The organism is Frigoribacterium sp. CFBP 13712 (assembly GCF_014842255.1).
Lineage (GTDB): Bacteria > Actinomycetota > Actinomycetes > Actinomycetales > Microbacteriaceae > Frigoribacterium.
In genome coordinates, this window is the sequence record NZ_JACYVH010000006.1 from 30,938 (window position 1) to 44,736 (window position 13,799).

13 protein-coding genes are annotated in these 13,799 nt (G+C 71.8%); 4 read left to right on the plus strand and 9 right to left on the minus strand.

Annotated features, from left to right (window positions below; translation table 11 throughout):
- Window positions 1-3 precede the first annotated feature (3 nt).
- The 8 genes from IFT51_RS11170 to IFT51_RS11205 form a co-directional block, all read right to left on the minus strand.
- Complete coding sequence (locus IFT51_RS11170) at window positions 4-1,227, minus strand: ferrochelatase (protein WP_243215011.1); 1,224 nt, start codon at window positions 1,225-1,227, stop codon at window positions 4-6.
- On the minus strand, window positions 1,224-2,006 hold the full coding sequence (gene hemQ / locus IFT51_RS11175; RefSeq protein WP_192061164.1) for a hydrogen peroxide-dependent heme synthase: 783 nt from the start codon (window positions 2,004-2,006) through the stop codon (window positions 1,224-1,226). The genes IFT51_RS11170 and hemQ overlap by 4 nt, the downstream gene beginning before the upstream one ends.
- A gap of 99 nt (window positions 2,007-2,105) precedes the next feature.
- On the minus strand, window positions 2,106-2,333 hold the full coding sequence (locus IFT51_RS15380) for a DUF3618 domain-containing protein (protein ID WP_192061165.1): 228 nt from the start codon (window positions 2,331-2,333) through the stop codon (window positions 2,106-2,108).
- Between the two features lie 47 nt (window positions 2,334-2,380).
- Window positions 2,381-2,842, minus strand: a complete 462-nt coding sequence (locus IFT51_RS11185) for a phage holin family protein (protein ID WP_192061166.1) — start codon at window positions 2,840-2,842, stop codon at window positions 2,381-2,383.
- Complete coding sequence (locus IFT51_RS11190) at window positions 2,839-3,120, minus strand: hypothetical protein (protein ID WP_192061167.1); 282 nt, start codon at window positions 3,118-3,120, stop codon at window positions 2,839-2,841. The genes IFT51_RS11185 and IFT51_RS11190 overlap by 4 nt, the downstream gene beginning before the upstream one ends.
- Before the next feature lie 51 nt (window positions 3,121-3,171).
- The gene (locus tag IFT51_RS11195) at window positions 3,172-4,572 is read right to left on the minus strand and encodes an NAD(P)/FAD-dependent oxidoreductase (RefSeq protein ID WP_371740767.1); all 1,401 of its coding nucleotides are present in this window, start codon (window positions 4,570-4,572) and stop codon (window positions 3,172-3,174) included.
- 29 nt (window positions 4,573-4,601) lie between these two features.
- On the minus strand, window positions 4,602-5,702 hold the full coding sequence (gene hemE / locus IFT51_RS11200; protein ID WP_192061168.1) for a uroporphyrinogen decarboxylase: 1,101 nt from the start codon (window positions 5,700-5,702) through the stop codon (window positions 4,602-4,604).
- A 103-nt stretch (window positions 5,703-5,805) separates the two neighbouring features.
- On the minus strand, window positions 5,806-6,813 hold the full coding sequence (locus IFT51_RS11205) for an NADP-dependent oxidoreductase (RefSeq protein WP_192061169.1): 1,008 nt from the start codon (window positions 6,811-6,813) through the stop codon (window positions 5,806-5,808).
- Between the two features lie 159 nt (window positions 6,814-6,972).
- On the opposite strand from IFT51_RS11205, the gene IFT51_RS11210 reads away from it, so the two are divergent.
- Window positions 6,973-8,247: a glutamyl-tRNA reductase gene (locus IFT51_RS11210; RefSeq protein ID WP_192061170.1), complete on the plus strand. Its 1,275-nt coding sequence runs from the start codon at window positions 6,973-6,975 to the stop codon at window positions 8,245-8,247.
- A gap of 356 nt (window positions 8,248-8,603) precedes the next feature.
- Here IFT51_RS11210 and IFT51_RS11215 read toward each other — a convergent pair whose 3' ends face one another.
- Window positions 8,604-10,568: a M13 family metallopeptidase gene (locus tag IFT51_RS11215; RefSeq protein WP_192061171.1), complete on the minus strand. Its 1,965-nt coding sequence runs from the start codon at window positions 10,566-10,568 to the stop codon at window positions 8,604-8,606.
- A 41-nt stretch (window positions 10,569-10,609) separates the two neighbouring features.
- Here IFT51_RS11215 and IFT51_RS11220 point away from each other — a divergent pair, with 41 nt between their 5' ends.
- The 3 genes from IFT51_RS11220 to IFT51_RS11230 all read left to right on the plus strand — a co-directional run bounded on the left by IFT51_RS11220 (window position 10,610) and on the right by IFT51_RS11230 (window position 13,755).
- Window positions 10,610-11,875, plus strand: a complete 1,266-nt coding sequence (locus IFT51_RS11220) for a uracil-xanthine permease family protein (protein ID WP_192061172.1) — start codon at window positions 10,610-10,612, stop codon at window positions 11,873-11,875.
- A 1-nt stretch (window position 11,876) separates the two neighbouring features.
- Complete coding sequence (locus IFT51_RS11225; RefSeq protein ID WP_371740768.1) at window positions 11,877-13,202, plus strand: MATE family efflux transporter; 1,326 nt, start codon at window positions 11,877-11,879, stop codon at window positions 13,200-13,202.
- 82 nt (window positions 13,203-13,284) lie between these two features.
- A complete protein-coding gene (locus tag IFT51_RS11230; RefSeq protein WP_192061173.1) occupies window positions 13,285-13,755 on the plus strand; it encodes a MaoC family dehydratase in 471 nt (156 codons plus the stop codon).
- Window positions 13,756-13,799: the final 44 nt, after the last annotated feature.

Sequence of the window (13,799 nt, forward strand, 5' to 3'; positions counted from 1 at the left end):
GCTCTAGGGCACCAGACCCGAGAGGGCGGGCTTGAAGCCGAGACGGACGTTCTCGCAGCACCCGGGGCGGCAGACGTCGTACCAGGGGCCGAGATCGGTTACGTGCGGGCGGTCTTCGACCGGCACGCCGTCACGGCGTTCGAGCACGAGGTCGACCAGGCCCGTCACGTAGTTCGGGTCGATGCCGGGGGTCGGCGTGCGCACGGCCCAGAAGCCGTTCTTCTCGCTCGTCTCGAGGGCCTCGTTGTCGAGATCCCACATGACCTCCATGTGGTCGCTGACGAAGCCGAGCGGCACGATCACGACGGCGCGCGTCGGGCCACCGGCGAGGTCGTCGATCGCGTCGTTGATGTCGGGCTCGAGCCACGGCATCGACGGCGGGCCGCTGCGCGACTGGTAGACGAGCTGCCACGGCACGGTGCTGCCGCCGCCCTCGGGGATCTCGAGCTCGAGCGCGGCCTCGGCGGCCGCCATGACGACCTCGGCCACTGCCTTGTGCTGCGCGGCGTAGGCGCCGTCGTCGTCGAAGCCGCGCGACTGCGGGCCGCTCTTCGCGGCGTCGGTCGACGGGATCGAGTGCGTCGCGAACAGCACCTGGATCTCGCTCGACAGGTCGAGGCCGTCGATCTCGGCGCGGGCCTTCAGCAGGGCGTCGCGCACACCGTCGATGAACGGCTGGACGAAGCCGGGGTGGTCGAAGAACTGACGCACCTTGTCGATCTGCATGGTGTCGGCGAGACCGGTCTCGTCGAGCGCCATCGCGAAGTCCTCGCGGTACTGGCGGCACGAGCTGTACGACGAGTAGGCGCTGGTCGCGACGGCGATCAGCTTGCGGAACCCGCGGCTGTCGGCCTCGCGCACCGCGTCGGCCATGTAGGGATCCCAGTTGCGGTTTCCCCAGACGACGGGCAGGTCGATGCCACGACGCTCGAGCTCGGCCTCGAGGGCGGCCTTGAGCTCGCGGTTGTGCTGGTTGATGGGGCTGACGCCGCCGAAGTGGCGGTAGTGCGTCGCGACCTCTTCGAGCCGCTCTTCGGGGATGCCGCGACCCCGGGTGACGTTGCGGAGGAACGGGATGACGTCGTCCTGGCCCTCGGGCCCGCCGAAGCCGGCCAGCAGGATCGCGTCGTAGTCGGTCGGCTCGGAGACGTGCTCGGGGCCGCGCTCGGCCGCCGGGGTGGCGTTGCGCACGAGCTCGCCGTTGGTGATTCCGCTGGTGTCGGTCACGACAGAACCTCGATGATCTCGGTGGTGGTGATCCGTCGGCCGGTGAAGAACGGGATCTCTTCACGGACGTGACGGCGGGCTTCGGTGTAGCGCAGGTCGCGCATGAGGTCGACGAGCTGCACGAGCTCGGGTGCCTCGAGTGCGAGGATCCACTCGTAGTCGCCGAGCGAGAAGCTCGCGACGGTGTTGGTCAGCACCGCGCGGTGCTCGGAGCCCTGCTTGCCGTGATCGGCCAGCATCTGACGGCGCTCGGCCTCGGGCAGCAGGTACCACTCGTAGCTGCGGACGAACGGGTAGACCGTCAGCCATGTCTCGGGCTCTTTGCCGCGCATGAAGGCGGGGCTGTGGTTGCGCGAGAACTCGGCATCGCGGTGCATGCCCATGGCGTTCCAGGTCGGGAGGAGACCGCCGAGGGCGTCGGTACGCAGCAGCCGCCGGTAGGCCGACTGGATGGCCTCGGGCACCTCGCCGTGCAGCCAGATCATGATGTCGGCGTCGGCGCGCAGGGCGCTGACGTCGTAGAACCCCCGGACGACGACCCCGTCGGCGGCCAGCGATGCGACGACCGCGTCGAGCGCCTCGGCGTCGGCCTCGTCGGGTGCGAACGGGTTCTGGAGGTCGCGTCGGAGGACGGCCCACAGGGTGTAGCCGAGCCGCTCGCCCCCACCGGCCGACGACGACGCGTCGGTCGGGGCCGGCGACGGCGCCTCGGGTGAGGGGGCGGCGGGTGAATCTGACGTCGGCAACACGGGTGCCGACCCGTCGGCGCTGGTACTCATGCGGCTATTCTCCCCCTCTCCCGGCTGGGAGCCCAACCAGGTACTTCCAGTTCGAGAGAACGGTGGAGAACCCCTCGAGGAGGGGCCTCCGGGGAGGGACTATCGGCGCTTGACGACAGCGACCAGGATGCCGCCGACGGTCAACGCCACGACACCGGCACCGGCCAGCCAGGGCCACTTGTCGTGCTCGTACGAGGCCTTCGCGCGCTGACCGGCGGCGCCCAGCTGCTTGGGCACGTTCAGCTTGTCTTCGATCTCGTTCAACGTGGCGGCCAGCTCGGCGCGCGTCTTGTCGATGTGACCCTGGATGTCGTTCGTGTCGCTCACGATGGTTCCGATCGGTGCAGAGGAGGTGCGGAGAAGGAGGGAGCGCGTCAGGACTCGTCGAGGCGCGTGCGCGGGATGGTGCCGACGCCCTTGATGGCGCGCAGGTCGCGCTGGAGGCTGGCGAGGGTCTTCTCGGGGACGACCGGCAGACCGACCTTGATCTTCTTGTAGCCGACCCAGCCGAGGATGGCCGCGCCGATCAGCAGGGCGACGGCCACGATCAGCGCCGAGAGCCAGCCCGGCAGCCAGATGGCGATCAGCAGCACGATCGCGGTCAGCAGCACGCCCAGCGCCGCGAAGACCAGCACGAGAGCGCCGACGACGAAGCCGGCGCCGAGGCCGAACGCCTTGAGCGTCGCCATGATCTCGCTCTTGAGCAGCGCGATCTCGCCCTTGACGAGATCGGTGACCAGCGTGGGGACGTCGTGCAGCAGGGTGAAGAGCGACCGCGAGCGCGTCCGTGAACCGGAGTCGTGCCGGATCCGGTCGCTTCGGGTGGAATCGGTCATCGGGTCTTACCGGTGGTCGCCGACTTCTGCTTCTTCTTCTTGCCCCCGCCGAAGGCCCGCACGATCACGAACTTCGCGCCGTTGACCCCGGCGTCGACGAGGTCGGCGGTCTTCGCGCCGGCGAAGTCCTCCGCCTTGCCGACCTGACGCTGCACCGCGCGGCTGTGCCAGAGCTTGGACGACGTCGTCGAGATCTGGTCGTAGCGGTCTCGCCCGGCCCGGGCGCCCAGTACGAAGCCGAGGGCTCCTCCGGCGACGAAGATCAATTTGCCTCGCATGTCGCTCCATTCGTGGTCTGCGCACGGCAGTCGGCCGCGCGAGTCCCCAATCTAGTCCGAGCGCGCCGCGAGTTGCCCGACCCCGCCGCTGAGCAGTGCCGCGGCGGTCGCCCGGGACTGCGCGATGACCGCGGCCAGACCACGACCGGCCACGGCACCGCCGACCCGATGCACGCCGTCGAGGGGGGCGACGGGGGCGACCCGCGCCTCCTCGGCGTCCGTGACGGGTGCGGCGAGAGGGGCGTCCCAGGCGACCCGCGCCCAGCCCTCGACGGCGTCGGGGTCGATCGGCACGCCGAGCAGCACCGCGGCGTCGGCGATCGCGACGGCCCGCAGCTCGGCGTCGGGCGTGCCGGGCTCGACCACGGGCGAGTCGTAGCTGAGACGGAGCACGTGCCGCCCGCCGGCGAGGTCGGCGAGCCAGGGCCATTTGACCGTCGCGTGCGTCAGGGCCTTCGCCCGCACGTCGAGGGCGCCGGGGGCGACGAGCACGCCCGTGCCCCGCGGCCCGGTGTCGAGCGCCGGCTCGCGGACGACGAGCGTCACGAGCGTGATCAGGCCGGGAGCCGAGGAGGCGCGACCCGCCAGAGCCCGCCCCGCACCGTCGCCCACGGCCAGCACCACGGCGTCGGCGACGAGTCGCTCGCCGTCGACGGTGACGGACGACGCGTCGAGCGCCGACACCACCGCACCGAGTCGCATCTCGACGCCGAGTCGCTCGAGGTCGGCGACCAGGGCGTCGACCAGGCGGGCGTTGCCCCCGCGGAGACCGGCGACGGCCGAGCCGGCGGGGGCCAGCGCGCGGAGGCTGAGGACGGCCGCAGCCAGCGAGCCCTCCCGCAGCAGCGCCCGGCGGAGCCCTGGCGAGACGCGGTCGACGAGGAGGTCGTCGGGGTGCCGCGAGTGCACGCCTCCGACGATGGGCGTGACCAGGCGGTCGAGCACGGCGTCGCCCATCCGCGCCCGGATGAACGGGCCGACCGTCGTCTCGTCGGCGCCCACCTCGGCCGGCTGCGCGTCGAGTCGCTCGGCGAGCGCGGCGCCCTCGACGCCGATCACCTGCAGCACGTCGGGGTCCGTGAGGTCTCCGGGGATCCCGAGCAGACCCGTGCGGGGCAGCGGGAAGGCCTGTCCGTCGGCCTCGTGCACCCAGGCGCCGCGGCCGTCGGGCAGCACGACGTCGTCGGCGAGACCGAGCTCGTCGAGGTACGCGGCCACCGTGCCGCCGCGGGTGGCGAAGCTCTCGGCGCCCGAGTCGAGGTCGATCCCCGCGACGGTGTGCCGACCGACCTCGCCGCCGAGACGGTCGGACGCCTCGAGCAGCAGCACGGTCGCACCGCCGCGGGCCAGCTCGCGCGCGACGACCAGCCCCGCGACGCCGCCCCCGACGACGACCACGTCGGCCGGCGAACCGCCGGCACCGGTCGAGGAGGCGCGGAGCAGGTCAGGCACGGTCGTACCCTTTCTACGAGAGTGGACTTCTAGAGCGTGTGCGCCAGCTCGACGATGCGGCTCAGCACGTCGGGGTCGGTGTCGGGGTTGACCCCGTGGCCGAGGTTCAGCACATGGGCCGGGGCGGCGCGACCGCGTTCGACGACGTCGCGCACGTGGGCCTCGAGCACGGGCCAGGGCGCCTGCAGCAGAGCGGGGTCGATGTTGCCCTGCAGGGGCGTGCCGCCGCCGAGACGCCGGGACGCCTCGTCGAGCGGGATGCGCCAGTCGACGCCCATCGCGTCGACGCCGACGTCGCGCATGGCGGTCAGCACCTCGCCGCTGCCGACGCCGAAGTGGATGCGCGGCACGCCCAGGTCGGCCACGTGCGAGAGCGCACGGGCCGAGTGCGGTGCCACGTTCGCCGTGTAGTCGGCGAGCGAGAGCGACCCGACCCACGAGTCGAACAGCTGGGCGGCGCTGGCACCCGCGAGCACCTGGGCGCGGAGAAAGGCCCCGGTGACGTCCGCCGCCCAGGTGAGCAGCGCCTCCCAGGTGTCGGGATCGCTGTGCATCAGGGTGCGCGCACGGATGTGGTCTTTCGACGGACCGCCCTCGACGAGGTACGCGGCGAGGGTGAAGGGCGCCCCGGCGAATCCGATCAGCGGCGTGCTGCCCAGCTCGGCGACGGTCTGGGCGACGCCCGCGGCGATCGGCGCCAGGGCCTCGTCGTCGAGGGGTCGGAGGGCGGCGACGTCGGCCGCGGTGCGGATCGGCGTCTCGAGCACGGGGCCGCGCCCGGGCACGATGTCGACCGAGACCCCGGCGAGCTTGATCGGCACGACGATGTCGCTGAAGAAGATGCCCGCGTCGACCCCGTGCCGGCGCACCGGCTGCAGCGTGATCTCGCTGGCGAGGTCGGGCGTCAGGCAGGCGTCGAGCATCTTGGTGCCGACGCGCAGCTCGCGGTACTCGGGCAGCGAGCGCCCGGCCTGCCGCATGAACCACACGGGCAGGGTCTCGGGTCGGTCGCCCCGCAGGGCCCGCACCAGCCGGGAGTCGGCGGTGAGACCGGTCGCGAGCGGGTGCTGGTCGGGCAAGGCGGAGGAGTTCACGCCGAAGATTCTCGCATCGCCCGCTGGGCATCGCATCGAGGTGACGCGACGGGGGTCTCGCCTGGGCGACGGACCCCTCGTCGGGTCACCTCGACGACCGCGGAGCCGAGGAGGCGCGGGTCGGCCGAGGAGGCGCGGGTCAGCCGACCTTGACGACCATCTTCCCGACGTTGGCACCGCGCATCAGGCCGGTGAACGCCTCGAAGGCCTGGTCGATGCCCTCGACCACGGTCTCGTCGTGGACGACGTCGCCGTTCGCCAGCCACGGGCCCATCTCGGCCTGGAAGGCCGGAGCGACGTGACGGTAGTTCCCGAGCGTGAAGCCCTTCATCATGAGGCCGCGCGTGACCATGTTGGTCAGGCCGGTGATGCCGACCGGGGCGCCGGTCGAGTTGTAGTTCGCGATCGAGCCGCAGAGCGCCGCGCGTCCGCCGTCGCGGAACGAGTCGAGGGCGGCCGAGAGGTGGTCGCCTCCGACGTTGTCGAAGTAGAGGTCGATGCCGTCGGGCGCTGCCTCGCGCAGCAGCTCGGTGACGTCGCCGTCCTTGTAGTTGAAGGCCGCGTCGAAGCCGTACTTCGAGGTGAGCAGCTCGACCTTCTCGGCGGATCCGGCGCTGCCGATCACACGCGAGGCGCCCTTGAGACGGGCGATCTGGCCGACCATGGTGCCCACGGCGCCGGCGGCTCCCGAGACGAAGACGACGTCGCCCTCGCGGATGCCGGCGATCTCCGTCAGACCGACGTAGGCGGTCAGCCCGGTGAGACCGAGCACGCCGAGGTAGGCCGACAGCGGCACTCCGTCGACGGGCTGCACGGCACGGAACGAGCCCGCGCCTCCCTGGGCCACGTCGCGCCAGCCGAGGTCGTGCTGCACGACCGCGCCGACGGGGAGGTCGCCCGAGCGGGACTCGACCACGCGGCCGATGGCACCGCCGGTCATCGTCTCGTTCAGGGCGAACGGCGGCACGTACGACTTGACGTCGTTCATCCGACCGCGCATGTAGGGGTCGACGGAGAGGAACTCGTTCTGCACCCGGACCTCGCCCTCGCCGAGCTCGGGCAGCGTCACCTCGACACGGCGCACGTCGTCGGGGGTGGGCTCGCCCTGGGGGCGGGCGATGAGCTGCCACTGGGTGCTGATGGTCATGATTCTCCTGTCGTCGGGCCGAGCGGGTGGTCGGCGGGGCCTCGTGTTGCAATGCGCAACACCGGCTGAGCATTCCCGTGCCTCAGCATCACCCCGCGCTTCCGCTCGACGTCGAGCCATCACCCAGCCGAATGCGCCCGGGGGCGTTACTCTTGATCGGTGCTCATCTGCCTGACGGCGTCCCATCGGAACGCCAGCTTCGACCTCCTCGAGAAGTTGAGCATCGGCGCACCCTCCGCGGTCGGCACATTGGTCGACGGCAGCGACTTCGTCAACGGCGCCGTCGTGCTCGCGACCTGCAACCGCTTCGAGGCCTACCTCGACGTCGACGAGCCCCTCACCGCCGGCAGCGCCGTCGCGGTCGAGGCCACCATCGCCACCATGAGCGATGCGAGCGACGTCACGGCCGACGACCTCCGCGACAGCGTGCGGGTCATCACCGGCGACGAGGTCGTCGAGCACCTGTTCGCCGTCAGCTCCGGCCTCGAGTCGGTCGTCATCGGCGAAGACGAGATCTCGGGTCAGGTGCGTCGCGCCCTCGAGCGGGCCCGCGAGGGCGGCACGACGTCGTCCGACCTCGAACGCCTCTTCCAGAAGGCTTCGCACACCTCGCGGGGCGTCAAGAACCGCACGAACGTAGGAGGCGCGGGTCGCTCGCTCGTCCGCCTCGCCCTCGAGCTCGCCTCCTCGCGCGTCACGGACTGGGCCCACGCCCGGGTGCTGATCGTGGGCACCGGCCAGTACGCGGCCACCACGGTCACCGCACTGCGCGACCGGGGCGCCGACCGGCTGGCCGTCTACTCGTCGTCGGGTCGCGCCTCCTGGTTCGGGCTGAAGCACGACGCGACCCCCTACGACGACCTCGCCACCGCCATCGAGTGGTGCGACGTCCTCATCACCTGCACCTCGACCACCCAGCCCGTGGTCACCCCCGACGTCGTCACCCCGGGCGCGCGCCGACTCGTCATCGACCTCGGTCTGCCGCGCAACGTCGACCCGCTGGTCACCGAGGTCGAGGGCGTCGAGCTGCTCGACCTCGAGACGATCAGCCTGCACGCTCCGCTCGCCGAGCTCACCGCCGCCGACGACGCCCGCGCGCTCGTGTCGACGGCCGCCGCCGAGTTCCAGGCCGTCGCCGCCGAGCAGTCGCTGACCCCCGCGGTCGTCGCGCTGCGGAAGCACGTCTTCGACCTGCTCGACTCCGAGATCGAGCGGGCGCGGTCGCGTGGCGACTCGTCCGACCGCACCGAGGCCGCGCTGCGTCACCTGGCCGGCGTGCTGCTCCACACCCCGTCGGTGCGGGCGCGCGAGCTGGCCCGCGAGGGCCGCGGCGAGGAGTTCCGCGACGGGCTCGAGGCGCTGTTCGGCCTCACCGACACGCGCGCGGCCGCCGCCCCGGCCCCGCACCTGCGCGCCGTCGGCGACGCCGGCTGACCGGCGGATCCACCGCACGACGCCAGGAGATGCACACGACGCCACGAGAAAAGGTGGCGTCGTGTCCATCTGGTGGCGTCGTGATGACGACCCGCGCCTCCTCGGCCGACCGCCGACACCGGCGCGTCACCCCCACGCGACGCCAGCCGACGGGCGCGTTCCCCCGCACGACGCCAGCTGACCCGCGCGCCACCTACGACGCCACGAGATGCACACGACGCCACGAGAAAAGGTGGCGTCATGTCCATCTGGTGGCGTCGTGATGACGACCCGCGCCTCCTCGGCCGACCGCCGACCGCCGACCACCGGCGCCGGCACCGGCAACGCCGCCGCCAGAACCGGCACCGGCCCCGCGGTCACCAGATCGTGACGCGCTCCTCCGGCGGCAGCCAGGCCGCGTCGGTCGGCACCACGTCGAACGCGGCGTAGAACTCGTCGATGTTGCGCACGATCTGGTTGCAGCGGAACTCGTTCGGCGAGTGCGGGTCGATCGACAGCAGGCGCACGGCCTCCTCGTCGCGCAGGGTGATCTGCCACGCCTGCGCCCAGCTGAGGAAGAACCGCTGGGCCCCGGTCAGACCGTCGATCACGGGCGGCTCGGCCCCCTCGAGCGACAGCAGGTAGGCCTTGTAGGCGATCGACAGCCCGCCGAGGTCGCCGATGTTCTCCCCGATGGTGAGGGCGCCGTTCACGTGGTGGTCGGGCACCTGGGCGGGGGCGAGCGCGTCGTACTGGGCGATCAGCGAGGCGGTGAGCTTCTCGAACGCCTCGCGGTCGGCGGCCGTCCACCAGTCGCGGAGCCGACCGTCGCCGTCGTACTTCGAGCCCTGGTCGTCGAAGCCGTGGCCGATCTCGTGCCCGATGACGGCGCCGATCGCGCCGTAGTTGGCGGCGGCGTCGCGGGTCTCGTCGAAGAACGGGAACTGCAGGATGGCGGCGGGGAACACGATCTCGTTCATGCCGGGGTTGTAGTACGCGTTGATGGTCTGCGGCGTCATGAACCACTCGCCGCGGTCGAGCGGCTGACCGATCTTGCCCAGCTCGCGGTCGAAGCCGACGGCGGCGGTCGCCCGCACGTTGCCGACCAGATCGGCCGGGTCGACCTCGAGGGCCGAGTAGTCGCGCCAGGTGTCGGGGAACCCGATCTTGGGGGTGAACTTCTCGAGCTTCTCGAGCGCGCGGCCGCGGGTCTCCTCCGTCATCCACTCGAGCTCGGTGATGCTCTGCCGGTACGCCTCGACGAGGTGCGCGACGAGCACGTCCATGGCGGTCTTGGCCGCGGGCGCGAAGTGGCGCTCGACGTAGATGCGCCCGACGGCCTCGCCCATGGCGCCCTCGACGAGCGAGACGCCGCGCTTCCAGCGGGCGCGCTGCACGGGTGCGCCGGTCAGGGTGCGGCCGTAGAAGCCGAAGTTCGCCTCGACGAACGGGGTCGACAGGTACGCCGCCGACGAGCGGACGATCTGCCAGCGCAGCCAGTCTTTCCAGTCGAGGAGGCGCGCTCCGGTCAGCAGCGACGCCAGACCGGTCACGAACGACGGCTCCCGGACGACGACCTCGTCGAACACGCGCTCGGGCGCGCCCACGGCGTCGCGCCAGACGGTCAGGTCGACGCCTTCGGCGAGCGCCTCGAACCCCGCCCAGGGCAGCAGGTTGTAGGTGGCGTCGCTGTCGCGGGTGGCGACGTTGTCCCAGTGGTGCGAGGCGAGCTCGGTCTCGAGCGCCATGATGCGGGCGGCGCGGTCGTCGGCCTCGTCGAAGCCGGCGAGCTCGAGCATGCGGGCGACGAAGGCGACGTACGCGGTGCGGATCGACTCGGACTTCTCCTCGCGGTAGTACGACTCGTCGGGCAGCCCCAGACCGCCCTGCTCGACGAACAGGACGTAGCGCTCGGGGTCGCCCGGGTCGTTGTCGACGAAGAGCTGAACGAAGCTCGCGAGCCCCTGCTTCTCGAACGAGCCCAGGAGGCGCAGGAGGCCGTCGACGTCGGTCACGTCGTCGACGGGGTCGAGCAGGGGGCGGATGGGCTCGGCGCCGAGCGCCTCGACCCGCTGCTCGTCGAGGAAGCTCGTGTAGAGGTCGCCGACCTTGCGGGCCTCGGTGCCGGGCTCGGCGTCCTGGGACTCCTGGATGATGTCGCGGACGGCCGCCTCGGCCTCCTCGGCGAGCACGTAGAACGAGCCGTAGCGCGCCTTGTCCTCGGGGATCTCGGTGCGGGCGATCCACCGCCCGTTCACGTGACGGAAGAGGTCGTCCTGAGGACGCACCCCCGGGTCGAGCTCGTCGGTCAGGATTCCGGAGGAGAGGGCGTCGCTGGTCATGGCCGTCAGCCTACGGCCGCGCCGCCGCTACAGTTCTGAGCATGGCACTCCCCTGGTCTCTGCACGGTGACGGAAAGACGGTGGACTCCACCGAGATCGTGGCGCCGGAGGAGCGGCTCACCTGGCCGCGCACCATCGGCCTGGGCGGTCAGCACGTCGTCGCGATGTTCGGCGCGACGTTCCTGGTGCCGATCCTCACCGGGTTTCCGCCGAGCACGACGCTGCTCTTCTCGGGCATCGGCACGCTGCTGTTCCTCATCATCACGAAGAACCGGCTGCCGAGCTATCTCGGGTCGTCGTTCGCGTTCCTCGCACCGATCGCGGCGGCGAAGGAGGTCGGCGGCATCCCGCTGGCGCTGAGCGGCATCATCGTCGTCGGGGCGCTGCTCGCGATCATCGGCGTGGTGGTGAATCTCGCAGGCACCCGCTGGATCGACTCGCTGCTGCCCCCGGTCGTCAGCGGCGCGATCGTCGCCCTGATCGGCTTCAACCTCGCGCCCGCCGCCCGCGACAACTTCGCGCTCGCCCCGCTCACCGCGGTCATCACCTTGGCCGCGGTGGTGCTGAGCGCCGTGCTGTTCAGAGGTCTGCTCGGTCGCCTCTCGATCTTCGTCGGTGTGGTGGTCGGCTACGTCGCGGCCGTGCTGCTCGGCGAGGTCAGCTTCGACGCCGTGCGCGACGCCCCGTGGGTCGGCCTGCCGACCTTCACCGCCCCGGCCTTCGACCTGTCGGCGCTGCCCGTCTACCTCGGGTTCCTGCCCGTCGTGCTCGCGCTGATCGCCGAGAACGTCGGGCACGTGAAGGGCGTCGGCCAGCTCACCAAGCGCAACCTCGACCCGCTGACCGGTCGCGCGCTGTTCGCCGACGGTCTCAGCACGGTGCTCGCCGGGCTCGGCGGCGGGTCGGCCACCACGACCTACGGCGAGAACATCGGCGTGATGAGCGCCACGCGCGTGTTCTCGACCGCCGCCTACTGGGTCGCCGGCATCGTCGCGATCCTGCTGGGGCTGTCGCCGAAGATCGGCGCCGTCATCTTCACGATCCCTCCGGGCGTGCTCGGCGGCGTGACCACGGCCCTCTACGGTCTGATCGGCGTGATCGGCATCCGCATCTGGGTCGAGAACAAGGTCGACTTCAGCCGCCCGAAGAACCAGCTGACCGCCGGCATCGCCCTGATCATGGGCATCGCGGACTTCACCCTGTCGCTCGGTGGCGCCACGTTCGGCGGCATCATCCTCGGCACGGTCGCGGCGATCGTGGTGTACCACCTGATGACGCTGGTCGGCCGCGCCCGCGGCACCGACTGAGGTGCGCCTCCGGAACCCCCTCGATCGCGAGATCGTCCGACTGGCCCTGCCGGCCCTCGGCGCGCTGATCGCCGAGCCGCTGTTCCTGCTGACCGACACGGCCCTGATCGGGCATCTCGGGTCGGTGCCGCTGGCGGGCCTGGGGGTCGCCGGGGTCATCCTGCAGACCGCGCTCGGGCTGCTGATCTTCCTGGCGTACGCGACGACGCCGACGGTGGCGAGGAGGCTCGGCGCCGGTGACCGCGCCGGTGCCATCCGGGCCGGCGTGGACGGGCTCTGGTTCGCGCTGCTGCTCGGCGTGGTGCTCGCCGTCGTGGGGGCGTTCACGGCACCCGCGCTCGTGGGGCTGTTCGGCACGGAGCCGGCCGTCGAAGCCGCCGCGACGACCTACCTCACAGTGTCGATGATCGGGCTGCCGGGCATGCTGATCGTCATCGCCGCGACGGGGCTGCTGCGCGGGCTGCAGGACACCCGCACCCCGCTGATCGTCGCCGGTCTCGGGTTCGCCGCGAACGCGGGCCTGAACGCCGTGTTCATCTACGGTCTCGGCTGGGGCGTCGCCGGCTCGGCCGCCGGCACGGTCGTGGCGCAGTGGGGCATGGCGGCCGTCTACGTCGTCATCGCCGTGCGGGCGGCCCGCGCCGTGGGCGCCGACCTGCGCCCGGGGCTCGCGGGGGTCGGACGCACCGCCCGGTCGGGCGCGTGGCTGCTGGTGCGGAACGCGAGTCTTCGGGTCGCGATGATCGCGACCGTGGCGACCGCCGCCTCCTCGGGGGTGACGGGGTTGGCGACGATCCAGATCGCGTTGACGCTGTTCAGCACGCTCGCGTTCGCGCTCGACGCCCTGGCGATCGCCGGGCAGGCGATGATCGGGCACTCGCTCGGCGCCGGCGACCGCGACCGCGTTCGGGCCGTCACCCGGCGCCTGATGGTGTTCGGGGTCGGCGGCGGGGTGCTGCTCGGCGGGCTCGTCGCGGCGCTGTCGGGCGTGCTCGGGCCGGTGTTCACGACCGACGAGGGCGTGCGGGCGCTGCTGCCCGGCGTGGTGCTCGCGATGGCCGTCGGCATCCCGCTGGCCGGTTTCGTCTTCGTGCTCGACGGGGTGCTGCTCGGCGCGGGCGACGCCCGGTACCTCGCGCTGGCCGGGATCGTGAACGTGGTCGTGTACCTGGCGATCCTCGTGCCGGTCGAACGCACCGTGGGCGACGGAGTGGGATCGACCGTGGCGTTGTGGCTCGCGTTCGGGCTGGGCTACATCGGCATCCGCGCCGTCACGCTCGGGGTGCGGGCCGCGGGGTCGCGCTGGATGGTGGTCGGGGCGCGCTGAGCACCTCGGCAGCAGCGGGGGCGCTCCGCACGTCCGTCCAGCCCACGACCAGGAGACTGCGCGATGTGTAGCGTCTCCTCTCGTGCCTTCCTTCGACGAGACCCCGCTGCGTGACCGCCACTTCGACGACTACCGGCCCGGCGACGGTGGGACGTACGGCCCCGTCGAGGTCACCGAGAGCTCCATCGTGGGCTTCGCGGCCGACTTCGACCCGCACACCATGCACCTGGATCCCCTCGGCGCGGCCGACGGCCCCTTCGGCGGGCTGATCGCCAGCGGCTGGCACACGACAGCCGTGATGATGCGGCTGATGGTCGACAACTTCTTGAACGAGCGGACCAGCCTCGCGTCTCCCGGCGTCGACGAGCTGCGCTGGCACCTGCCCGTCCGCCCCGGCGATCTGCTACGCGCGCGGTTCACGGTGCTCGAGGCCCGCCCGTCGCGGACCAAGCCCGACCGCGGCATCGTCCGCACCCGCATCGAGATGCTGAATCAGCGCGACGAGGTCGTCATGTCGCAGGTGATGATGAACCTGATCCGCCGCCGCGCCTAGGGGGTCGGCGCCTGCCCGCGTCCCTCCCGTGAGCACGGTGGGCA

Coding starts and splice junctions, on each gene's coding strand:
- hemQ (WP_192061164.1), bottom strand. CDS start 2,006: ATGAGTACCAGCGCCGACGGGTCGGCACCCGTGTTGCCGACGTCAGAT.
- IFT51_RS11185 (WP_192061166.1), bottom strand. CDS start 2,842: ATGACCGATTCCACCCGAAGCGACCGGATCCGGCACGACTCCGGTTCA.
- IFT51_RS11190 (WP_192061167.1), bottom strand. CDS start 3,120: ATGCGAGGCAAATTGATCTTCGTCGCCGGAGGAGCCCTCGGCTTCGTA.
- hemE (WP_192061168.1), bottom strand. CDS start 5,702: ATGCGATGCCCAGCGGGCGATGCGAGAATCTTCGGCGTGAACTCCTCC.
- IFT51_RS11205 (WP_192061169.1), bottom strand. CDS start 6,813: ATGACCATCAGCACCCAGTGGCAGCTCATCGCCCGCCCCCAGGGCGAG.
- IFT51_RS11215 (WP_192061171.1), bottom strand. CDS start 10,568: ATGACCAGCGACGCCCTCTCCTCCGGAATCCTGACCGACGAGCTCGAC.
- IFT51_RS11220 (WP_192061172.1), top strand. CDS start 10,610: ATGGCACTCCCCTGGTCTCTGCACGGTGACGGAAAGACGGTGGACTCC.